The organism is Amnibacterium sp., from assembly GCF_051956055.1.
Classification (GTDB): Bacteria; Actinomycetota; Actinomycetes; order Actinomycetales; family Microbacteriaceae; genus Amnibacterium.
Map to the genome: position 1 here is coordinate 70,437 of NZ_JBQCGC010000105.1, position 21,069 is coordinate 91,505.

Sequence of the window (21,069 nt, forward strand, 5' to 3'; positions counted from 1 at the left end):
AGCGTCAGTCGAGCGCCTCCAGGCGGGCGACGATCCCGGCCCGCTTCGGCGACCGCGGCGGCAGCAGCTGCAGGGCCGTCAGCAGAGGCTCGGGGTCGGACGGCGCGACCCGCTCCGCGTACGACAGCAGGAGGCCGGGCGCGGCGCTCTCGAGCAGCGCCTCCCGCAGCCGCCCCTGCACCTCGAGGCGGATCTGCTCGATCCCGGGCGCGACGGAGGAGGGGAGCACCTCCCCGCGGTACGCGTCGAGCGCGGCCCGGTGCGCGCCGCGGTCGAGCATCGCGAGCACCTGACGGACGTCCGTCTCGACCGGCACGGGCAGCCGGTACGGCCTCGCGAGCGGCGCGAGGCCCGGCGCTGCGCCCTCCAGCACGTGCCGGAGGCGCACCATCTCCGGCCGCACGGTCGCGGTCGCGTCCTCGCGGCCGTGCACGAGCTCCGCGAGGCGCTCGGCGGAGAGCCCGGAGCGGTGCCAGGCGAGCAGCGTCAGCAGCTCCGCGTGCCGGACGGACAGGACGAGCTCGCGGCCGCCGACCGCGAGCACGGCCCGGTCGCGGCCGAGCACCGACAGCCGGGGCGCACGCGCGACGCCCGGAGGGCCCGCGGTCCGCGCCGGACGCTGCAGGCGCTGGAGCAGCAGCTCGCGCTCCACCGCTGCCGCGGTCGCCTCGAGCAGCGGCAGCGCCCTCGGCCCGACCGCGTCCGGGCCGCCCGTGATGTCGAGCACGCCGATCGTCTCGTGGGTGCGGAGGTCGTGCACCGGCACCGCGGTGCAGCTCCACCGCTGCACCTGCAGCGCGAAGTGCTCGCCGCCCGCGATCTGCACCGCGCGGTCCAGGGCGAGCGCCGTGCCCGGGGCGGAGGTGCCGACGGTCGACTCGGACCAGTCGGCCCCCGCGACGAAGCGCATGCCCTCCGCTCTGCGCACCAGCGATCGGTCGCCCTCCACCCAGAGCAGGCGGCCGACGGCGTCGCCCACCGCGACGACGACGCCGGAGCCGTCGTCCGCGCCCCGCACGAGGAGGGACCGGATGACGGGGAGGGCCGCTGCGAGCGGATGGCCGCGCCTGACGTCCTCGAGCAGATCGTCGTCGAGCGGGACGCCGGGCTCCGCGTGATCCGGCGCGAGGCGGCGTGCGCGGGCCCGTGCCCAGGACTCCGCGACGAGGCGGCGTCGAGCGGTCGTCGAGCCCATCGCCCTCCCGTCGTCGTCGACAGAGCACCAGGCGCTCACGGTAGCCGTCGCGGTCGTCGCCGTCGACGGGCTGCGGGCGTCTCAGCGGACGCGGACAGCCCGCGGTCAGGTGCCGGGGACGCGGCGGCGCCCGCCGGCGCACGGGGAGCCTCCCCGCCGCGGATACGCTCGGACCATGACGGATCCCCAGGCGATCACCGTGTACGGCGCCGACTGGTGCAGCGACTGCCGCCGCTCGAAGGCCCTGCTCGACCGGGACGGCGTGGCGTACCGCTGGGTCGACGTAGAGGCGTCGAAGGAGGCCGCCGACGAGGCGATGGCCATCAGCGGCCGCCCGAGCATCCCGGTCGTCGTGTTCCCCGACGGCTCGCACCTCGTCGAGCCCTCCGACGAGGCGCTGCGCGCGAAGCTCGCCGCGGTCTGAGCACCTCGCGGATCCGGATCCGCGAAGGGCTCAGGCGCGGACCCGATCCGCGATCGCCCCGCCCGCCGCGAGCACGGACGTGTCGAGCGCCGCGACCACGTCGGTGAAGCCGAGCTCCACGAACCGGCGCGCCCGCGGCTCGGTCGCCCCGAACGCGCCGGCACGGACCCCCGCAGCGCGGCACGCGGCGAGGATGCGGCGCAGCGGCGCGTCCGGCCGCTCGTCCGCGAGCAGGTCGTCGACGGTGGTGCCGAGGCTCTGCGACAGGTCGAACGGACCGACGAAGACCAGGTCGAGGTCGGGCGTCGTCGCGATCGCGTCGACCGCGGCGAGCCCGTCCGCCGTCTCCACCATGACGCCCCCGCACGGCCGGGGTGCCTGCGCGGAGCCGGGCAGCGGTCCGAAGCTGCGGATGCCGCGGGGCGGGTACCTGGCCGCTGCGACCGCGGCCTCCGCCTCCTCCGCGCGCTCGACGAGCGGCACGATCACGCCGTCGGCCCCCGCGTCGAGCGCCCGGCCGATCAGGTCAGCGCGGTTCGCCGCGGGGCGGACCAGGACCGGCACCCTCGGCTCCAGGCGCAGCGCGAAGGTCGCGCGCACGGCCGCGTCGTCGAAGTGCCCGTGCTGCGCATCGAGCAGCACCCAGTCGAACCCCGCGTCCTCGAGGGCCGCCGTCGTCCTCGGCTCGCCGAGCATCGCCCAGACCCCGAGCCGCACGTCCTCGCCCATCGGCACCTCCGTCCCGACGACGCTAGCGCCGCCCGGCTGGGGTGTCGGCTACGGGAGGACGCCGATCGCGACCGTGCCGTCGATCCCGTCGTCCGAGACGACGTCGGCGTCGAGGCCCGCGCCTTCGAGCAGCAGCGCGGTCCACGCCGCCTGGGTCCTGCCGGTCTCGATGAGCAGGCTGCCGCCCGGCCGGAGCCAGTCCGCGGCGCCCGCCGCGACGCGACGGTGCAGGGCGAGCCCGTCGTCGCCCCCGTCGAGCGCGAGGTGCGGTTCGAAGTCGCGGGCCTCCCGGGGCATGTCCGCGATGCGGTCCGTCGGCACGTACGGCGCGTTCGCGGCGATGACGTCGACGCCGTGCCGGAGCCGCTCGGGCAGCGCCGCGTAGAGGTCGCCCTCCCAGACCGCGCCGCCGACGGAGGTCACGGTGCGGCGCGCGTTCGTGACCGCCGCGGGGTCGAGGTCCGCGGCGTGCAGCCGGACGCCGGGGACGCGGGTCGCGATCGCGAGCCCGACCGCGCCGGTGCCGCAGCAGAGGTCCACGACCACGGAGCCGGGCCTCGCGCGCGCGGCCGCCTCCCTGGCGAGGAGCTCGGTGCGACGGCGCGGCACGAACACGCCAGGGTCGACCGGTACGCGGAGTCCGTCGAACGCCGCCCAGCCGAGCAGCGGCTCGAGCGGCTCACCCGCCATCCGGCGCGCCACGAGCGCCTCGAGCCGGTCGCCGGTCGCCGCGTCCGCGAGCAGCGCCGCCTCCTCCTCCGCGAACACCACACCGGAGGCGCGCAGCCGGGCGACGACGTCGGCCGGATCGGTCACGCGGTGCCGAGGTCCGCCCTGGACACCCCGCCGCGCCGCCAGTCGACGATCGCCCAGCGCCGCTTCAGCGCCGCGCGGGCGAGCCGGGCGTCCGGGTTCACCGCGGTCGCGGTGCCGACGAGCGACAGCCAGGGCAGGTCCGCGACGCTGTCGCCGTACGCGTAGGAGCCCGCGAGGTCGTACCCGCCGCGCTCGGCGTACTGCACGAGCCAGGCGCCCCTCGCCTCGTCCACCAGCGGAGGCGCCCCGAGGTAGCCGGTGAGGGTCCCGCCGTCCTCGTGCATGGTGCCGGCGACGACCTCGTCGAACAGCGCGGCGAGCGGCTCGGCCAGCACGCCGATCGAGCCGGTCACGAGCACCGTGCGATGGCCGGCGGCGCGGTGCTCGCGCACGCGCCGCAGCGCCGCGCTGCTCGTGTGCGCGAGCAGCGCGTCGGTGTACCCGCCGCGCACGGCCGCCTCCAGCCGCTCGGCGGGCATGCCCGCGTACCGGCGGAGGAAGGTCCGGAGGAACTCCCCGCGGTCGCGCCGCTCGGCCGCCAGGTACGACGGCAGGCGGGTGAGGATGGAGCCGGCCTCCGCGGCGGCAGCCGCCTCGCCGCCCTGCGCCCTGCGCACCCACAGCAGCTGCTGCACGATGTTCGACTCGACGACGGTGCCCTCGAGGTCGAACACCGCCACGACGTCGGTCCGCTCCGGCAGCGGCTTCGGCGCGGCGCCTGTCGGCGTGCGGTCGCCGCCGCGGCCGCGCGAGAACACCCGCATCAGCTGCGTGATCGCCGGCACGTGCACGCGCTGGAGGTAGTCGCCCCAGTCGATCCGCGTCGTGTCGAACCCCTCACCGGGCCACGCCTCCGCGATCCGCGCGTTGAGGGCCCGTGCGACGGTGTCGTCGAAGATCAGCTCGGTCCCGACGTACGCCCGGTACAGGTCGGAGAGCTGGCGGAGGCTGCTCACGTCGCGCTCGCGGCGGCCCATCGTCCGCTGCCACTCCCGCGTCCTCGGGGTCGAAGGCAGCCGGTCGAGCGCGGTGTTCGCGGCGCCGACGAGCGTCTCCGCGCGCCGGATCGCGCGCTCCACGCGCCGGTCGCCGGGGAACTGCCACGTCGGCACGCGCTCGGCCCCCGGCGTGTCCGGGATCGGGTTCGCCGTGAAGTACTCGTGGACGTTGCGGTACATCTCGTGGAACGGCAGCGGGTTGCTGGCCCCGGAGGCGACGTGCAGGTACCTCGGGGCGGCAGGATGCGGCGGCGTGGCCGCGGCCGCGAGGATCGCGTTCACGACGAAGTCCACGGGGATGATGTCGAGCACGGAGTCGGGCACGCCCGGGAAGTCCGGCAGCTGACCGCGGCCGAACGCGATGATCAGCGGGTCGGCGACCTTGAACCCGTCGATCCAGCCGGGGAACGGGTGCTCCAGCGCGCTCTCGATCACGCTCGGGCGCACCACCGACAGCCGGTGCTCGGCACCCCACAGCTCCTCCGCGGCCCGCTCCGCGAGCGCCTTCGTGAGCGTGTACACGTCGGTCCAGCCGAGGCTCTGCGCGCGGGCGCGGCCCGCGGTGACCAGCCGCTTCTTCACCCAGTCGACGCGCGCGGCCTCCGCGGCCGCGGCGACGGCCCGCGGGCCCTCCTTGCCGTGCTCGGCCCTGGCGCGGAGCAGCAGGGTCCTGAGCACGCCGGGCTCGCGGCTGCGGAGCTCGACGCGCTGCCTCGAGGCCGCGGCGGCAGCGGACTCGACCCGCCAGTCGGCGCCGTGGTCGAGGGACGCCTCCGGCAGCACGCCCTTGCGCATCCCGCCCACGTAGCAGGTGGAGACGTGCACGACGTGCGGGTCGGCGCCGCTGTCGCGGAGGGCGCCGTAGATCCCGGAGGCGCCGCCCACGTTCGTCGCGAAGGCCTCGTCGATCGGCGGATCGAAGGACACGGTCGACGCGCTGTGGATCACGACGTCGAGGTCGGCGGGCAGCGCCGGCACGGCGTCGAGCGAGCCCTCGATCGCGGACACGCGCTCCGTGAAGATCCGCGCGGCCTCGTCGCGGCCCACCGCCTCGCGCCAGGCCTTGAACACCGGCTTCGACAGCAGCTTGCGCACGCGGTCGTCGGCGCTCTGGCCCGTCTTGCCGCGCACGAGCAGCGAGATGCGGGTCTCGGGATGCGAGACGAGCAGCCGCTCGAGCACCGCCTGGCCGACGAAACCGGTGCCACCGGTGACGAGCACGTGCCCGGAGAGTCGCCCCACGGGCCCGTCGGAGTTGAGGGCGCCGCTGTCGGCACCAGCGGGGGCAGTCATCGGGTCCGTATCGTATGCGGAATGGCGACCGCGCTCGTGACCGGGGCGACGAGCGGCATCGGCGCGGCCTTCGCGCGAGCCCTCGCCGCCCGAGGCTGGGACCTCGTGCTCGTGGCCCGCGACGAGGCGCGCCTCGAGTCCGAGGCCGCGCGCTACCGGGCGGCAGGCAGGGCCGTTGAGGTGCTCAGGGCCGACCTCGCCGATCGGGCGGACGTGAGCCGGGTCGCGGCGCGGCTCGAGGACGCGGCGCGCCCCGTCGACCTGCTCGTCAACAACGCCGGCTTCTCGGTGCGCGCCCCGCTGCTGTCGACCGACCAGGCCGCGCACGACCGCGCGTTCGAGGTCATGGTCCGGGCGGTGCAGGTGCTGTCCGGCGCGGCGGGACGCGCGATGACCGCCAGGGGGCGCGGCCGCATCGTCAACGTCGGGTCGACGGCCGGCCGCATCACCATGGGGGCGTACTCGGCCATCAAGGCGTGGGTGACGGTGTTCACGGAGGGGCTCGCGAACGAGCTCGAGGGCACCGGCGTGACCGCGATGGCGCTGGAACCCGGCTGGGTGCGCACCGAGTTCCATGCCCGCGCGGGCATCAGCGGCTCCTCCATGCCGGGAGGCCTGTGGCTCGACGCGGACGACCTCGTCGCGGCGGCGCTCCGCGACCTGTCGCGCGGGAAGGTCGTCTCCACCCCGAGCGCCAGGTACAAGGCGCTCATGTTCGTCGCGAGGCATGCGCCGAGATCGGGCATCCGGCGGGTCTCCAGAGCGCTCAGCGAGCGCCGCCGCAGTAGCCTTCCCGAGTGACGACGCGGGTGACGACCAAGCGACCCGTCGGCTCCGAACCCCCGGGTGTGCGGTTCGATCGATACACCTCGAAGCCGATGGCGGCCGCGCGCTGGGTCGCGCAGCGCGTCCTCCTGGGCGGGGTGCTGCGCTCGGTGGTGCGGGTCAGGATCCTCGGGCGCGAGCGCCTGACCGGTCTGCGCGGGGCGTTCGTGGTGGTCGCGAACCACACCAGCCATCTCGACGCACCGCTGCTCTGCACGACACTGCCGCGCCGCCTCGCACGGTACGTGTCGGTTGGCGCCGCGGCCGACTACTTCTTCGACGTGCGCTGGAGGAAGGGGCTGACCGCGTTGTTCTTCAACGCGTTCCCGATCCATCGCGCGGGCATCAACCGGCCGGCGTCCGAGGCGCGGGCGCTGCTCGCGCGCGGCGTACCGCTGATCATCTTCCCGGAGGGGACCAGGAGCCGGACCGGCAGGATCGGCCAGTTCAAGGTCGGCGCCGCCGCGCTCGCGAGCCAGTCGAACGTGCCGATGCTGCCCGTCGCGATCATCGGCGCGCACTTCGCCCACCCGCGCGGCTCGAAGTGGCCGAAGCCCGGTCGTCCGCCGGTCGCCGTCGTCTACGGCGACCCGGTGTTCGCGGAGGCGGGGGAGAACCCGACCGACTACATGCGCCGCGTCCGCGGCGAGGTGCAGCGACTGCACGACGAGCACGCGCACGCCGTCCTCTCCCGGGGGCGCGGCGCCGCGACGAGAGGATCCCGATGACCGACCTCGCCCCCCTCACCGGCGCCGCGGCCGAGCGCTCCGATCCGGCCGCGCCGGTCGAGCACATGAAGTGGTGGGGCTGGGGCGTCCCCGGCGTCGCGTTCCACCACGAGGACAAGCCCGCCTTCGCCCCCTTCGTGCTGAAGGCGGTCGGGCTCGACCTCCACGCCGTGCGCCCCCTGGACCAGCCCGACTTCGGCGCGATCGACGTGCCCGCCTCCATCGCGGGAGGCGACCTGCGGGCGGCGCTGGCCGACGCCGTCGGGGCCGAGCGGGTGCGGGACGGCGACCTCGACCGGGTCGTCCACACCTACGGCAAGAGCATCCGCGACCTGATCAAGGTGCGCGCCGGCCGGCTGCCCCGGGTGCCCGACCTCGTCGTGTACCCCGCGGACGAGACCGCGGTGCAGGCGGTCGTCGACGTGGTGGTCGCGCACGACGCGGTGCTCATCCCGTTCGGCGGCGGCAGCAACATCGCGGGCTCGCTCGAGCCGGTGCCGAACGAGACGCGCCCGGTCGTCTCGCTCGACATGGGCCTGCTCGACCGCGTGCTCGACATCGACGAGGGCTCGGGGCTCGCGAGGATCCAGGCCGGTGCGCTCGGACCGGCGCTCGAGGCCCAGCTGAACGCGCGGGGCTGGACGATCGGGCACTTCCCCGACTCGTTCACCCACTCCAGCCTCGGCGGCTGGATCGCGACGCGCTCCTCCGGGATGCAGTCGGACAAGTACGGCGACATCGCCGACATCACGAAGGGGCTGCACGTCGCGCGGCCGGGCGGCCTCCTCGAGCTGCGGCCGTCGCCGTCCGCCTCCACCGGCCCGTCCGTCAAGGAGATGGTGCTCGGGAGCGAAGGGCGCCTCGGGGTGATCACCGAGGCGACCGTGCAGGTGCACCGCACGCCCGCGAAGCGCGTCATCCACGCCTACTTCTTCCCGAACTGGCGCGCGGGCAGCCGCGCGATGCGGCAGATCGCCGAGAGCGACGTCCATCCCGCCGTCACCCGCGTCTCCGACGGCCGGGAGACCGGGTTCTCCCTCGCCACCTCGAAGGAGTCGAAGGGGTTCTCCGGGCTCGCGCAGCGGGGCCTCTTCGCGTTCCTGAAGCGCCGCGGCTGGAACCTCGACGAGATGTGCCTCTCCTTCATCGGCTACGAGGGTGCGCCGGACCACGTGGCGAAGCAGCGCCGCGCGGTGGAGCGCATCGTCAAGCGCAACGGCGGCATCGGCGTCGGCACCGGCCCGGGCGTGCTCTACGACCAGAAGAAGTTCGACACCCCGTACCTGCGCGACTTCCTCCTCGACCGCGGCACCGCGGGCGACGTCTCGGAGACGAGCGTGCCGTGGACCGGGCTCGACCGCATGCACGACGGCGTCATCGCCGCCGCCGAGGCGGCGTACGAGTCGATCGGGCGCAAGGGCTGGATCATGAGCCACCTGTCGCACTCGTACCACTCCGGCGCGTGCCTCTACTTCACCTTCGCGTTCGTGATGGGGGAGGACCCTGAGGCGGAGTACGACGTCGTGAAGCACGCGATCCAGCAGGCGTTCATCGACCTCGGCGGCGTGCCGAGCCACCACCACGGCATCGGGGTGGAGCACGCGGAATGGCTGCCGGACGTGCTGTCCGAGTCGGGCATCGGGGTGCTCGAGGGGCTGTTCACCGCGACCGACCCCGGGCGGAACCTGAACCCCGCGAAGATCACGGCGAGCTGACCGGCTCCTCGCCGGCCTGCGGCCGCGCGAGCTGCTCCGACAGCGCGCGGTCGCGGGTCCGGTGGTGCCGCACGATGCCGCGCAGCGCGATGCCGCCGATGACCGACACCACGCCGAGCCCGAGCACGTAGACGCCGGTGGTGATGGCGCCCACCTCGCCAGCGGTCCCGGGCCGGAGGGTGTTGTAGTAGAGCGCGGGCACGGCGTTGCCGGTCGACAGGATCGCGATGATCGTGCTGATGCCGCCCATCGAGTCCCAGAGCCCGTGCAGCACGGCCACGAGCAGGTAGGTGAGCACCACCCCGATCGAGAGCCGGTACCGATAGCCGTCCCTGGACGCCGCGAAGATCGCCGCACCGAGCACCGCCGTCCACAGCACGTGCCCGAGCGGGGTCAGCACCGCTCGGACCACCTCCGTCTGCAGGAGGCCGAGCAGGTCGATGCCGCGGCTCGAGAGGGCCGCGTTGAACGCGTAGCCCGCCGATTCGAAGGCTGCGAAGCCGGCACCCACGGTCGCGCCGAGGAGCGCGCCCTGCCGGGCGGTCTTCGGCGCGATCCGTGCTCCGATCACGACGAGGAGGACACCCTTGACGAGCTCCTCGATCAGCCCGACGAGCATGAACCCACCGAGGCCGCTCGCGCGGAGCGGGGCTTCGAGCAGCGAGGCGCCGAGCACGCCGAGCACGCCGCCGACGAAGAACGCGATCATCAGCGACGTGAGCGGGAACGACCGGTTCATCCGCTCGGCGGCGAACAGCACGACGGTGAACGGGATCAGGAAGCTGCCGAGCAGGATCAGCGTCGGCACGAGGTTCGCGTTCAGCGTGAGGACGGTGGCCACGATGGTGGCGAGCCACAGCGCGGCACCGGCGAGGAGGAACTTCCACCACCAGCCGTGCCGGCGCGTGCGCTCCGGCTCCTCGGCGTGGCGGAAGACGGGTTGGTGCGGGGCCGCGGTGCTCATCGGCGCAGCGTGACACGCGGAGCCGGAGTCCGGCTGATGGTCGGCGGGCACCCGGCCGGCGCCCGGTTCCGCACGAGTGCGAGGACCGCCGAGGGGTCAGGTCGGGGGAGGCACCATGGATGCCCGTGACCACCTCCAGCCCGCCCGCTCCCGCGACCCGCCTCCCGGCTGGGGCCGCGTTCTGGACGACCGCGGCGGTGTTCCTGGCCGCGATGGCGTTCACGACGATCCCGACGCCCCTGTACGCGATCTACCAGCAGCGGGACGGCTTCCCGACCTGGGTGGTCACGGTCGTCTTCGCGGCGTACGCCGTGGGCGTCGCGCTCAGCCTGTACCTGGTCGGGCACGTCTCCGACTGGGTGGGACGCAAGCGGCCGGTCCTGGTCGCCCTGGTCCTCGAGCTGATCGCGGCGGTGCTCTTCGCCCTGGTGCCGACCGTGCCGGTGCTGATCGCCGCCCGGTTCCTGACCGGTCTCGGGGTGGGGGCGCTGACCGCCGCGGCGACGGCGCACCTGGGGGAGCTGTGGCGCACCGCCCACGGCGAGGCTCGCGCGGGCGTGCCCGCCGCGGTCGCGACGGTCGCGAACATCGGCGGGCTGGGGCTCGGTCCCCTGGTCGGCGGCGTGCTGGCCGCCTTCGTGCCCGCGCCGCTCGTGACGCCCTACCTGGTGGCGGTGGTCGTGCTGGTCCTCGCGGCGGCGGTGATGCTGGCGACACCCGAGACGGTGCACCGCACCGCCAGGCCGTGGCGGCCCCAGCGGGTCGCGGTGCCCGCGGAGGGCAGGGACGTGTTCTCCGCCGCGGGCGCCGGCGTCTTCGGCGCCTTCGCCGTGTTCGGCCTCTTCACCTCCCTGGCGCCCTCCTTCCTGGCTGGCGAGTTCCACTCCCCGTCGAGGCTGGTGGCGGGAGCGGTGCCGTTCGGCGTCTTCGCCGTGGCGGCCGTCGCGCAGCTCTTCTTCACCCCCGTGCCCGTCCGTGTGCAGCTCGTCGTCGCGACGGTCGCGATGGTCGTCGGCCTGGCCGGGCTGGCGACCGGCGCCCTCCTCGCTGCGGAGGCGGTCTTCGTGGTGGGGGGTCTCGTCGCCGGAGCCGGCGTGGGCCTCCTGTTCCGCGCCTCGCTCGGCGTCGCGGGCGGCCTGGTGGAGCCCGAGCGGAGGGGGGAGGTGCTCGCCGCGATGTTCCTCATCGCCTACGTGGGGCTCACCGTCCCGGTGCTCGCCGTCGGCGCCGCGATCGCCTTCCTGCCCGCCGTTCCCGTGCTCGTGGTCTTCAGCGCCGTGGTCGCGGTGCTGGTCGCGATCGCCGGCCCCCGCATGGCCACGAAGGTCGGCAGCCGCTGAACACGGCCGACCCCGGATCCGCGGACACCGTCGGCGCGACACGCCTCCTGGTACGATCAACGCGCTTCGCGTCTGCGCGGAGCACCGGAGCAGACCGGCAGGGAGCTGGTCGTTAGTGGTGGACTTCGGGACCGGTGCCGGCCCCGCGCTCTTCTACTGATGACCAGAAGCCGTGCTCGGCCCCGTCCACCGTGGACGCGGCACGACTCGGCTTGCCACGCTCCTCCCCGCTGATCTCCGTCTGCTTCGACCACGAATCAGAAAAGGAGACACCTCTTGGAGGGTCCCGAGATCAAGTCCGCCGAAGCCGTCCTGGACAACGGGAAGTTCGGCAAGCGCACCATCCGCTTCGAGGCAGGCCGCCTCGCGCAGCAGGCGCAGGGTTCCGTCGCCGCGTACCTGGACGAGGACACGATGCTGCTGTCCGCGACCAGCATCGGCAAGCACCCGAAGGACCAGTTCGACTTCTTCCCGCTGACGGTGGACGTCGAGGAGCGGTCCTACGCCGCCGGGAAGATCCCCGGCTCCTTCTTCCGCCGTGAGGGCCGCCCCTCGACCGAGGCGATCCTCGTCTGCCGCCTGATCGACCGGCCGCTGCGCCCGTCCTTCATCACCGGCCTCCGCAACGAGGTGCAGATCGTCATCACGGTGCTCTCGATCGCGCCGGGCGAGTTCTACGACGCGCTCGCGATCAACGCGGCGTCCGCCTCCAGCCAGCTGTCCGGCGTGCCCTTCAGCGGCCCGATCGGCGGCGTCCGGCTGGCTCTGATCGACGACCAGTGGGTCGCGTTCCCGACCTTCGCGCAGCTCGAGGACGCCGTCTTCGACCTGACCGTCGCGGGCCGCGTGACCGAGACCGGCGACGTCGCGATCATGATGGTCGAGGCGGAGGCGACGGAGACGGCGTTCGAGAAGATCCGCGCCGGCGCGACGAAGCCGAGCGAGGCGGTCGTGGCCCAGGGCCTCGAGGCCGCCAAGCCCTTCCTGAAGACGCTCGTCGAGGCGCAGGCGAAGCTGGCCGAGCAGGCCGCGAAGGAGACCCGCGAGTACCCGGTCTTCCTGCCCTACTCCGACGAGACGTACGCGGTCGTCGAGGAGCTCGCGCTCGAGGACCTGAAGGCCGTGTACCGGATCGCCGGCAAGATCGAGCGGCAGGACGCCGACGACGAGCTCAAGGCGCGGGTCAAGGACGCCGTGCAGGAGCGAGTCGACGCGGGCTCGCTGCCCGCCTCCGCGCTCGGCGAGGTCTCCGGCGCCTACAAGTCGGTCACGAAGAAGGTCGTCCGCGGCCGGATCCTCGCCGAGGGCGTCCGCATGGACGGCCGCGGGCTGAAGGACATCCGCCCGCTCGACGCCGAGGTCGCGGTCATCCCGCGGGTCCACGGCTCGGCGATCTTCCAGCGCGGCGAGACGCAGATCCTCGGCGTCACCACGCTGAACATGCTGAAGATGGAGCAGCAGATCGACTCGCTGTCGCCCATCACGAAGAAGCGCTACCTGCACCACTACAACTTCCCGCCCTACTCGACCGGTGAGACCGGCCGCGTCGGCAGCCCGAAGCGTCGCGAGATCGGGCACGGCTTCCTCGCCGAGCGCGCGCTCGTGCCGGTGCTGCCCGCCCGCGAGGAGTTCCCCTACGCGATCCGCCAGGTGTCCGAGGCGCTCGGCTCGAACGGCTCGACCTCGATGGGCTCGGTCTGCGCGTCCACGCTGTCGCTGCTGAACGCCGGTGTGCCGCTGAAGGCACCGGTCGCGGGCATCGCGATGGGCCTCGTGTCCGACACGGTGGACGGCGAGACGCGGTACGCGACCCTCACCGACATCCTCGGCGCGGAGGACGCGCTCGGCGACATGGACTTCAAGGTCGCCGGCACCAGCGAGTTCGTCACGGCGATCCAGCTCGACACGAAGCTCGACGGCATCCCGTCGTCGGTGCTCGACGGCGCGCTGCAGCAGGCGAAGGAGGCGCGGCTCACCATCCTGAACGTGCTGAACCAGGCGATCGACGCCCCCGACGAGATGGCGCCGACCGCGCCTCGCGTCATCAGCGTCCAGATCCCCGTCGACAAGATCGGCGAGCTGATCGGCCCGAAGGGCAAGACGATCAACGGGATCCAGGACGACACCGGCGCGGACATCTCCATCGAGGAGGACGGCACCGTCTACATCGGCGCCGTCGACGGCCCGAGCGCGGAGGCGGCCCGCGCGGCCGTCAACGCGATCGCGAACCCGCACAACCCGGAGATCGGCGAGCGGTTCCTCGGCACCGTCGTCAAGATCGCGGCGTTCGGCGCGTTCGTGTCGCTCCTGCCCGGTCGTGACGGCCTGCTGCACATCTCCGAGGTGCGCAAGCTCGCCGGCGGCAAGCGGGTCGAGAACGTCGAGGACGTGCTCGCCGTGGGCCAGAAGATCCAGGTCGAGATCACGAAGATGGACGACCGCGGCAAGCTCTCGCTCGCCCCGGTCGTCGAGGAGCCCGCGACGGCCTGAGGCCTCCGCGTGCCAGCGGCCCCCGTCCCGATTCAGGACGGGGGCCGCTCTTGTCAAGCACCTTCGCAGTATTTCTGAACATGAGATACTGCGTTCTTCCAGGTCCATATGAGCGAAAGGGGACTGTGTGCCGAGTGCGCTCTCCGGTCCGATCTCGCGACGCGTGGGCCAGACGGGCATGGCCGTCTACCCGCTCGCACTCGACGGGAGCGTCTTCGGCTGGGCCACCGACGCCAAGGAGACCGCGGACCAGCTCGACCTGTTCTACGCAGCAGGGGGCGATCTGATCTCGACGGCCGCGCACTACGCGGGCGGCCGCAGCGAGATCATGATCGGCTCGTGGCTGGCCAGGCACCCCGAGCGCGACCGGCTCGTGATCGCCACCAAGGTCGGCAAGCACCCGGACGCGCTCGGTCTGTCGCCCAAGTCGATCCGGCGCGGCGTCGACGCCTCGCTCGAGCGGCTCCGGCTCGACCGGATCGACATCCTCGGCCTCGACGGCGAGGATCCCGCCACCCCCATCGAGGACACGCTCACCGCCGCGCAGGAGCTGATCGCCGCGGGCAAGGTCGGCCACATCAGTGCCGCGGGATTCGGTGCGGCGGCCCTCCGCGAGGCCGTGCGGACCGCGCGCAGGATGGAGATCCCCGGGGTCGAGATCATCCTGCCCGAGTACAACCTGCTGGACCGGCGGCCGTACGAGCAGGAGCTCGCGCCGATCGCCGTCGCAGCCGACCTCGGCGTGCTGGCGCGCACGCCGCTGGCGAACGGCTACCTGCGCGGCGACTTCCGGTCGCGGCACGACAAGCCCGCCTCGCCGATCTTCCAGGGCGCGCTGCGCCACGTGAACCGCCGCGGCGCGGCGGTGCTCGCCGTGATGGACGACATCGCGGCCGAGACCGGGCAGCACGTCGGCCGGATCGCGCTCGCCTGGCTGCTCACCCGTCCCCACGTCGTCGCCCCCCTGGTCCGCGTGCCGAGCGCCAGGGCGCTGGCCGACCTGCTGCCCGGCGCGGCGCTCGATCTGACGCCCGATCAGGTCGACCGCCTCGACCGCGTCACCGACTCCTAGCCACCGCGGCCTGCCGCGGGCCTCCTGTCCTCCGCGGCCCGTACGCTCGGGCACCGGAGGGAGGGCCATGAGCGACGAGCCACGCGGCCGGCACAGCCGGCCGGACGACGAGACCCGTCCCGTCGACCTCACCGGGCTCGGCAGCCCCCTCGCCACCGATCCGGAGCCGGCGGTCGCGGCCGCGCTCGCCGTGGTCGAGCGCTCGCTGGCGCAGATGGCGAACCGGGCCACCCGCCCGCTGCTCGACCCGCCGTCGCAGCCGTTCCGCCTGCGCCCCCTCGCCCGCACGGGGCTCGCGGTCTTCCCGGTCGTGCTCAACACCTCGAAGCTCGGCGAGACGGCGGACCGCACCTCCGCCCACCGCCTGCTCGACGCCTACGCGGCGGCCGGCGGCAACGCGCTGCTCATCGACGACGTCGCCGACGGCGGCACCGCGCAGCTCGTCGGCACCTGGCTCGCGAGCCGGCGACGGCGCGAGCAGACGGTGCTGCTCGCGAGGGTGGGCACCGCTGGGGACACGACCGCTGCGGGCCTGCACACCGCGGTCGACCGCCTCCTGCGGCGCCTCGGCACCGACCAGCTCGACGTGCTGGTGCTCGCCGGGCACGACCCCGCGGTCGTCATGGAGGAGACCCTGACGGCCGTCGCCGGGCTGCGGGACGCGCAGCGCGTCGGCCACCTGGGTGCGGGCGACCACTCGCCCGAGCGCCTGATCCAGGCGAGGGTGCTCGCCGGTCAGCGCGGGCTGCCCCGGTTCGAGGTCGTGCTGCCCGTGCACAGCCTCATGCAGCGCGCCGACTACGAGACCGGCGTGCGGCAGGTCGCGCACGCGCAGGAGCTCGCCTGCCTGCCCAGGTCGCCGCTCGCCGGCGGCTTCCTCGCCGCCCAGGTGCCGACCCGCGGGGCGCTCCGCCGCCTCCGGGAGCTCGACCCGGCGCGCGCGGAGCGCCTGCAGCCGAGCCTGACGCGCCGCGGGATGCGCATCGTGGAGACGGTCGTGCGGATCGCGGAGGAGCGGGACGTGCCGCCGGCGGCCGTCGCCCTCGGCTGGCTGCTCACCCGGCCGTATGTCACGGCGCCGATCGTGTCCGCGACCTCCGTCGAGGAGGTCTGTGCCGCGACCGCGGCGTCGGGCGTGCACCTCTCCCGCTCCGAGGCGGCTGCCCTGGAGCGCGCCTCGGCCGAGTGAGGCGGGCGGTCAGGCGCCGCCGGTGACGAGCCGGTCGGCGGCCCGCTCGAAGGCGCTGGTCGCGGCGACCGCGTCCCCGGCGTACGCCCCGCACACTGCGCCGTCGCAGAGCAGTGCGAACTCGTCCGCGGCGCCACCCGGCCGTGGGTGGCCGAGTTCGCGGAAGCGGTCCTCCAGGAACCCGGTGAACCAGTCGCGGTGCTCCACGACCGCGAGCCGGACCGGGTGCGTCGACGACGGGAACTCCGCCGCCGCGTTGAGGAGCGGGTCGCCGCGGAACCCCGGCCGGCCCGTGTCGGCCACGACCGCGTCGACGATCGCGCGGAGCGCCGCCGCCGGATCCGGGGCGGCGTCCCGGATCGCCGTCATCCTGTCCCGGCTCCGCCTGGCCCGCTCCCGGACGTACTCGAGGATGAGCGCGTCCTTCGAGCCGTACTGCTTGTAGAAGGTCGCCTTGGTGACCTGCGCGTCCGCGATGAGCCGATCGACGCCGGTGGCCGCGATGCCGTCCGCGGAGAAGCGCTCGTCCGCCACCTCGAGGAGGCGCGCCCTGGCCGGCGAGGTGTGGGCCTGCGCGGTCCGGATGTCGGTCACGGCGGGTCCCCTCCTGCAGAGCGCGGTCGCGGCACGGTACTCCGGCGGGGGTGGAACGAGCGGTCCGCCTCGCCGGGGCGCCCGGCGGCTGCACATGCTGCGGCGACTACGATCGGTGCCGCGATGACGCAGTACCTCTACCTCGTGCGGCACGGCGAGCACCGGGACGCCGAGCACGGCGTCGTCGACGGTCCGCTCTCCCCCCGGGGACGCAGGCAGGCTGCGCTCCTCGCCGAACGGCTGGGCGGCGTGCCGCTGACGAACGTCTGGTACGCCCCGAGCACCGTCGCAGCCGAGACCGCGGAGATCGTCCGGGAGCGGCTGCCGTCCCTCGAGCCCAAGCCCTCGGCGCTGCTGTTCGACTGCGTGCCGTCCGGTCCGACCCCCGAGGTGCCGCGGGCGTTCATGAGCTGGTTCGCCTCGGCGACGCCCGCGGAGATCGAAGCGGGCCGCGCGCAGATGGCGGATGCGTACGCAGAGTTCGTGGCGCCGGGCGGCAGCGAGCGCCACGACGTGCTCATCACCCACAACCTCGTGATCGCCGAGTTCGTGCGCCACACCTTCGACGCGCCGGAGTGGCGGTGGCTCGGGCTCACGCAGGCCCACTGCGGCATCACCGTGCTGAAGGCGCGGTCGGGCCGCCCGGTGACGCTCGTCTCGCACAACGACCTCGCCCACCTGCCGGTCGAGCTCCGCACCGGGCTCGTGGAGCCGCTGCCGATCTGATTCGGGGCTCGGGCTCAGGAGGCGGGCGGGGTCAGCGGCTTCGCGAACCAGTCCGTCGCGTTCGGGTTGTCGTTGTACGGGGGCACGGGCAGGAAGCCGCTCGACCGGTACAGGCCGCCTGCGGCCTCCAGGGCCCTGTTCGTGTCGAGCACGAGCCAGGCCGCGCCCGCGCGGCGCGCGTGCGCCTCGAGGAGCGTCAGGAGCCGCCTGCCGAGGCCGGTGCCCCTGGCCGCCGGGGTGACGTACAGGTGCTTGACCTCCATCCGCCGACCGTCCTCCGGCTCGATCTCGCGCAGGCCGCCGCACGCGAGCGGCGCGCCGCCGTCGTCGTCGATGCGGAGGAACAGCCCAGGTGGGGCGAACCGAGCGGGGTCCGGCAGGGCGACGCGGTACTCGCCCCCGGTGAAGCCCGCCGTCCGCTCCGCGAAGTAGGCCGTCAGCAGCTCGGCCGTCACCGGGTCGTCGGGGGTCGTCTCGATCACGCGCATGAGGACTCAAGGCTAGGGTTGACGCCCGTGATCCGCCTCGCCGTCGTGGGAGCCAGCGGCCGGATGGGCCGACTCGTCGCGGAGGTCGTCGACGGGATGCCCGACGCGCAGGTGGTGCAGCGCATCGGGTCGTCGGATCCCCCGCGGTTCGCCGAGGAGGTCGACGCGGTCGTCGACGTGACGCTGCCGCACGTCTCACCCGAGGTGGTCGCCGCGGCGACCACGGCGGGGCTGCCGGTCCTCGTCGGCACGAGCGGCTGGTCGGGGGAGCGGGTCGGCTCGCTCCGTGCCGGGCGCGCGGACGGTGCGCCTCCGGTGCTCATCGTGCCCAATTTCTCGATCGGCGCGGTGCTCGCGGCGCGGTTCGCGGAGCAGGCTGCGACCTGGTTCGAGTCCATCGAGATCGTGGAGGCGCACCACGCCGGCAAGGCGGACTCGCCGTCCGGCACGGCCGTGGCCACCGCGGAGCGGATCGCCGCGGCCAGGGCCGAGCTGGGACCCGTCGCCGCGCCGCACACCGACCAGCGCGCGCGAGGGCAGCAGGTCGGCAGCGTGCCGATCCACTCCCTCCGGCTCGACGGCGTGCAGGCGAAGCAGGACGTGCTGTTCGGCGGCAGCGGCGAGCTGCTGACGATCCGGCACGAGACCGTCTCGCCCGCCGCCTACGCGGCCGGCATCCGGCTCGCGCTCGCCGCGCTGCCGACGCTCGCGGGCGTCACGGTCGGCCTCGAGCCGCTGCTGTTCGGGTGAGGGCCTTCGGGGGCGCGGTGACGATGGCGCTCGTGCTGGCGCTCTACCTCGTCCTCGTCGTCACCCGCGCGGTCGCCTTCCTGCAGACCGGGACGCCCGTCGGCGCCGGGATCGGCGTCGCGCTGCTCGTGCTCCCGCTGATCGGCGCCTACCTGCTGGTCCGGGAGCTGCTGTTCGGGCTCCAGGCGACGCGCTTGACGCGCCGGCTCGCCGCCGAGGGGCCGCTGCCGGGCGACGACCTCCCGCGGCGGGCGAGCGGCCGCGTCGAGCGCGCGGCGGCGGACGCGGTCTTCGAGCCGTACGCGGAGGCCGCGGAGGCCCGGCCGGACGACTGGCGCGCCTGGCTGCGGCTCGGGCTCGCGTACGACCTCGCCGGCGACCGGCGCAGGGCCCGCGCCGCGGTCCGCCGCGCGATCGCCCTCTCCCGCTGAGCCCGGGCGGGAGCAGGAGCCGGGGTCAGGAGACGACGGCGTCGATCGCCTCGTCGCTGGTGCGGTAGCGGAAGACGAACCCGTCTTCCTCGAGCTTCGCCGGGATCACCTTCTGACTCGGCAGCAGGAGCTCCCGGCCCATCTCGCCCATCCCGGCGCCGACGACCGCCTCCGGGAGCCGCAGCACGTGCGGGCGGTGCAGATCCGCGGCGAGGCGGCGGGTGATCTCCTCGCTCGTGGCCGCCGTCGGTCCGACCAGGTTCACCGGCCCCTCGAGCGAGCTCGTCAGCAGGTGCACGATCGCCGCCGCCTCGTCGTGCAGCGCGATCCACGGCCAGTGCTGCGTGCCGTGCCCGACCGTCGAGCCGAGCCCGAAGCGGGTCGCGAGGGTGAGGGGCTGCAGCGCGCCGCCGCCGGGCGCGAGCACGACGCCGGTGCGCAGGAACACGGTGCGGGTGCGTGACGGCGCCAGCCCGGCGGCGCCCTCCCACTCCGCGACGACGTCGGCGAGGAAACCGGTGCCGCGGGGCGACGCCTCGGTCAGGGTCTCGCCCGGCCGGTCGCCGTAGAACCCGACCGCCGAGCCCGACAGGAAGATCGGCGGCGGGGAAGCCGCCATCCCCATCGCCTCCACGAGCGCCTGCGTCGCGCGCACCCTCGACCGCAGGATCTGCTCCTTGTAGCGCGTCGTCCAGGGGATGCGGTTGAGGGAGGCGCCGGAGAGGTTGATCACCGCGTCGACGCTCTCCAGCAGTCGGAAGTCGAGGATCTTCGCGTCGGGCGCCCAGCTGAACTCGTGCTCCCCGCGGGGCGGCCTGCGGACCAGCCGCTGGACGGTGTGGCCCGCCGCGGTCAGCTGCTGCACCAGCTCGGTCCCGATCAGCCCCGACGCGCCCGCGACGAGCACGCGCAAACGGCTGTCCTTCGCGATCGGCCTGCGGACGATCGGCTTGGGGACGGCGGCGGGCGGCGGCTCGGGCGGCCGCCTCGGCGCCGGCCGGGCGGACGGCACGGGGACCCGCTTCTGCGCCATGCAGCGAGCGTAACCGGGCCCGATATCAGGACGCGCGGCGCAGCGCCGCGTCGAGTGCCGCCCTGAGCGTGCGGCGGTCCGCAGCCCCTCGCACGCGTGCCATGAGCGCGCCGTCGCCGTCGAGCGCGAACACGCTCGGGGTGCGGGTCACCGCGTACCGTCCGGCGAGGTCACCGCGGGCCGTCAGGTCGACCTCGGCGACGAGGACCCCCTGCTCGCCGTGCGCGAGCTCCGCGAGCCGCTCGCGCACCTCCGCAGTCCTCCCGTCCTGCCGGGAGCCGAACAGCAGCAGCGTCGCCCGCGCACCGAACGCGTCGTCCGGCAGCGCCACCTCGGCGGGCCGGATGCGCTCCCCGGAACCGCGCACGAGGGCGCCGTCGCCGCGCCACCAGGACCACCCGATCAGCGCCGTCACCCCCACGGCCGCGGCGAGGACGAGCGGGAGCACGGGGGTCGAGCGTATGCGTGTCCGCGCCCGTCGATACGGTGGCGCCGTGACCGACGTCGAACCCGAGTTCCGATCCGAGATGACCGTCGAGCTCGTGCGCTCCTCCGCGCGCGACGCCGACGTCCTGTTCGCCGCCCGCGTCTCCACGGTGGGGGAGCAGTCGCTCGAGGCGGCGGAGACCGACGGCGAGCTCGCGAAGCGCGACCGCGGGCTCATCAACTACCTGATGCGCGACCGGCACGGCTCGCCCTTCGAGCACAACTCGATGACCTTCTACGTCCAGGCGCCGATCTTCGTGTTCCGGGAGTTCATGCGGCACCGGATCGCGTCCTACAACGAGGAGTCGGGGCGCTACCGCGAGCTGCAGCCGGTCTTCTACGTGCCGGACGCGAACCGCAACCTGGTCCAGGTCGGCAAGCCGGGCGCCTACGACTTCCTCCCCGGGTCCGCCGAGCAGCACGCCGTGGTGCAGGAGGCCGTTCGGCAGCAGTCGCTCGCCGCGTACGGCGCCTACCGGGCGATGCTCGAGGCGGGCGTCGCCCGCGAGGTGGCGCGCATCGTGCTGCCCCTCAACCTGTACTCGTCGATGTACGTGACGATGAACGCCAGGAGCCTGATGAACTTCCTCTCGCTGCGCACGAAGCACCCGGAGGCGACCGTGCCCTCCTTCCCCCAGCGGGAGATCGAGCTCGTGGCCGAGGCGATGGAGGCCCAGTGGGCGGGGCTCATGCCCGCGACCCACGCCGCGTTCACCGCGAACGGCCGCATCGCCCCGTAGGGATCCCGCGGAAGCGGGGGCGGCGTCGCCCGGTAGGCTCCTG

At 74.2% G+C, this 21,069-nt stretch carries 21 protein-coding genes; 12 read left to right on the forward strand and 9 right to left on the reverse strand.

The features are described from left to right. Nucleotides 1-4 precede the first annotated feature (4 nt). Nucleotides 5-1,195, reverse strand: a complete 1,191-nt coding sequence (locus ACTHLI_RS14905; RefSeq protein ID WP_440185331.1) for a GAF domain-containing protein — start codon at nucleotides 1,193-1,195, stop codon at nucleotides 5-7. Nucleotides 1,196-1,370: 175 nt separating this feature from the next. On the opposite strand from ACTHLI_RS14905, the gene ACTHLI_RS14910 reads away from it, so the two are divergent. After that, a complete protein-coding gene (locus ACTHLI_RS14910) occupies nucleotides 1,371-1,619 on the forward strand; it encodes a glutaredoxin family protein (RefSeq protein WP_440185334.1) in 249 nt (82 codons plus the stop codon). Between the two features lie 30 nt (nucleotides 1,620-1,649). Here ACTHLI_RS14910 and ACTHLI_RS14915 read toward each other — a convergent pair whose 3' ends face one another. Genes ACTHLI_RS14915 through ACTHLI_RS14925 form a run of 3 tightly spaced genes read right to left on the reverse strand, consistent with a single transcriptional unit; the run spans nucleotide 1,650 to nucleotide 5,455 of the window. Beyond that, nucleotides 1,650-2,348: an HpcH/HpaI aldolase family protein gene (locus tag ACTHLI_RS14915; protein ID WP_440185336.1), complete on the reverse strand. Its 699-nt coding sequence runs from the start codon at nucleotides 2,346-2,348 to the stop codon at nucleotides 1,650-1,652. Nucleotides 2,349-2,396: 48 nt separating this feature from the next. Further along, nucleotides 2,397-3,164: a putative protein N(5)-glutamine methyltransferase gene (locus ACTHLI_RS14920; RefSeq protein WP_440185338.1), complete on the reverse strand. Its 768-nt coding sequence runs from the start codon at nucleotides 3,162-3,164 to the stop codon at nucleotides 2,397-2,399. After that, nucleotides 3,161-5,455, reverse strand: a complete 2,295-nt coding sequence (locus tag ACTHLI_RS14925) for an SDR family oxidoreductase (RefSeq protein ID WP_440185341.1) — start codon at nucleotides 5,453-5,455, stop codon at nucleotides 3,161-3,163. Before ACTHLI_RS14925 ends, ACTHLI_RS14920 begins: the two co-directional genes overlap by 4 nt. A gap of 21 nt (nucleotides 5,456-5,476) precedes the next feature. On the opposite strand from ACTHLI_RS14925, the gene ACTHLI_RS14930 reads away from it, so the two are divergent. From ACTHLI_RS14930 to ACTHLI_RS14940, 3 genes are read left to right on the forward strand one after another with little or no spacing between them, the layout of a single operon-like run. Then, complete coding sequence (locus tag ACTHLI_RS14930) at nucleotides 5,477-6,256, forward strand: SDR family NAD(P)-dependent oxidoreductase (RefSeq protein ID WP_440185344.1); 780 nt, start codon at nucleotides 5,477-5,479, stop codon at nucleotides 6,254-6,256. After that, nucleotides 6,253-7,008: a lysophospholipid acyltransferase family protein gene (locus tag ACTHLI_RS14935; protein WP_440185347.1), complete on the forward strand. Its 756-nt coding sequence runs from the start codon at nucleotides 6,253-6,255 to the stop codon at nucleotides 7,006-7,008. The genes ACTHLI_RS14930 and ACTHLI_RS14935 overlap by 4 nt, the downstream gene beginning before the upstream one ends. Further along, nucleotides 7,005-8,723, forward strand: coding sequence for an FAD-binding oxidoreductase (locus tag ACTHLI_RS14940; protein WP_440185350.1), 1,719 nt, complete (start codon nucleotides 7,005-7,007; stop codon nucleotides 8,721-8,723). Before ACTHLI_RS14935 ends, ACTHLI_RS14940 begins: the two co-directional genes overlap by 4 nt. Here the strand turns inward: ACTHLI_RS14940 and ACTHLI_RS14945 are convergent. After that, a complete protein-coding gene (locus tag ACTHLI_RS14945; protein ID WP_440185352.1) occupies nucleotides 8,710-9,687 on the reverse strand; it encodes a PrsW family intramembrane metalloprotease in 978 nt (325 codons plus the stop codon). The genes ACTHLI_RS14940 and ACTHLI_RS14945 overlap by 14 nt on opposite strands. 119 nt (nucleotides 9,688-9,806) lie before the next feature. Between ACTHLI_RS14945 and ACTHLI_RS14950 the strand changes: the two genes are divergently transcribed. The 4 genes from ACTHLI_RS14950 to ACTHLI_RS14965 all read left to right on the forward strand — a co-directional run bounded on the left by ACTHLI_RS14950 (nucleotide 9,807) and on the right by ACTHLI_RS14965 (nucleotide 15,778). Next, a complete protein-coding gene (locus tag ACTHLI_RS14950) occupies nucleotides 9,807-11,027 on the forward strand; it encodes an MFS transporter (RefSeq protein WP_440185355.1) in 1,221 nt (406 codons plus the stop codon). Nucleotides 11,028-11,303: 276 nt separating this feature from the next. After that, nucleotides 11,304-13,517, forward strand: coding sequence for a polyribonucleotide nucleotidyltransferase (locus ACTHLI_RS14955; protein ID WP_440185357.1), 2,214 nt, complete (start codon nucleotides 11,304-11,306; stop codon nucleotides 13,515-13,517). Nucleotides 13,518-13,644: 127 nt separating this feature from the next. Next, on the forward strand, nucleotides 13,645-14,589 hold the full coding sequence (locus ACTHLI_RS14960; protein ID WP_440185360.1) for an aldo/keto reductase: 945 nt from the start codon (nucleotides 13,645-13,647) through the stop codon (nucleotides 14,587-14,589). A gap of 67 nt (nucleotides 14,590-14,656) precedes the next feature. After that, complete coding sequence (locus ACTHLI_RS14965) at nucleotides 14,657-15,778, forward strand: aldo/keto reductase (RefSeq protein WP_440185362.1); 1,122 nt, start codon at nucleotides 14,657-14,659, stop codon at nucleotides 15,776-15,778. Between the two features lie 9 nt (nucleotides 15,779-15,787). Here ACTHLI_RS14965 and ACTHLI_RS14970 read toward each other — a convergent pair whose 3' ends face one another. Then, nucleotides 15,788-16,372 (reverse strand): TetR/AcrR family transcriptional regulator, encoded by a 585-nt coding sequence (locus ACTHLI_RS14970; RefSeq protein ID WP_440185365.1) that lies wholly within the window; start codon nucleotides 16,370-16,372, stop codon nucleotides 15,788-15,790. A gap of 123 nt (nucleotides 16,373-16,495) precedes the next feature. Here ACTHLI_RS14970 and ACTHLI_RS14975 point away from each other — a divergent pair, with 123 nt between their 5' ends. Next, complete coding sequence (locus ACTHLI_RS14975) at nucleotides 16,496-17,098, forward strand: histidine phosphatase family protein (RefSeq protein ID WP_440185367.1); 603 nt, start codon at nucleotides 16,496-16,498, stop codon at nucleotides 17,096-17,098. A gap of 14 nt (nucleotides 17,099-17,112) precedes the next feature. Here the strand turns inward: ACTHLI_RS14975 and ACTHLI_RS14980 are convergent, their stop codons facing one another. Next, nucleotides 17,113-17,586 (reverse strand): GNAT family N-acetyltransferase, encoded by a 474-nt coding sequence (locus ACTHLI_RS14980; RefSeq protein WP_440185370.1) that lies wholly within the window; start codon nucleotides 17,584-17,586, stop codon nucleotides 17,113-17,115. Nucleotides 17,587-17,613: 27 nt separating this feature from the next. Between ACTHLI_RS14980 and dapB the strand changes: the two genes are divergently transcribed. Next, a complete protein-coding gene (gene dapB, locus ACTHLI_RS14985; protein WP_440185372.1) occupies nucleotides 17,614-18,336 on the forward strand; it encodes a 4-hydroxy-tetrahydrodipicolinate reductase in 723 nt (240 codons plus the stop codon). Then, complete coding sequence (locus tag ACTHLI_RS14990; protein WP_440185374.1) at nucleotides 18,333-18,767, forward strand: hypothetical protein; 435 nt, start codon at nucleotides 18,333-18,335, stop codon at nucleotides 18,765-18,767. The genes dapB and ACTHLI_RS14990 overlap by 4 nt, the downstream gene beginning before the upstream one ends. A gap of 25 nt (nucleotides 18,768-18,792) precedes the next feature. On the opposite strand, the gene ACTHLI_RS14995 is transcribed toward ACTHLI_RS14990, so the two are convergent. Next, the gene (locus tag ACTHLI_RS14995; protein WP_440185377.1) at nucleotides 18,793-19,800 is read right to left on the reverse strand and encodes a TIGR01777 family oxidoreductase; all 1,008 of its coding nucleotides are present in this window, start codon (nucleotides 19,798-19,800) and stop codon (nucleotides 18,793-18,795) included. A gap of 25 nt (nucleotides 19,801-19,825) precedes the next feature. Then, nucleotides 19,826-20,248: a thioredoxin gene (locus ACTHLI_RS15000; protein WP_440185380.1), complete on the reverse strand. Its 423-nt coding sequence runs from the start codon at nucleotides 20,246-20,248 to the stop codon at nucleotides 19,826-19,828. 79 nt (nucleotides 20,249-20,327) lie between these two features. Between ACTHLI_RS15000 and thyX the strand changes: the two genes are divergently transcribed. Continuing rightward, nucleotides 20,328-21,026 (forward strand): FAD-dependent thymidylate synthase, encoded by a 699-nt coding sequence (gene thyX, locus ACTHLI_RS15005; protein ID WP_440185498.1) that lies wholly within the window; start codon nucleotides 20,328-20,330, stop codon nucleotides 21,024-21,026. The last annotated feature ends 43 nt before the right edge of the window (nucleotides 21,027-21,069 follow it).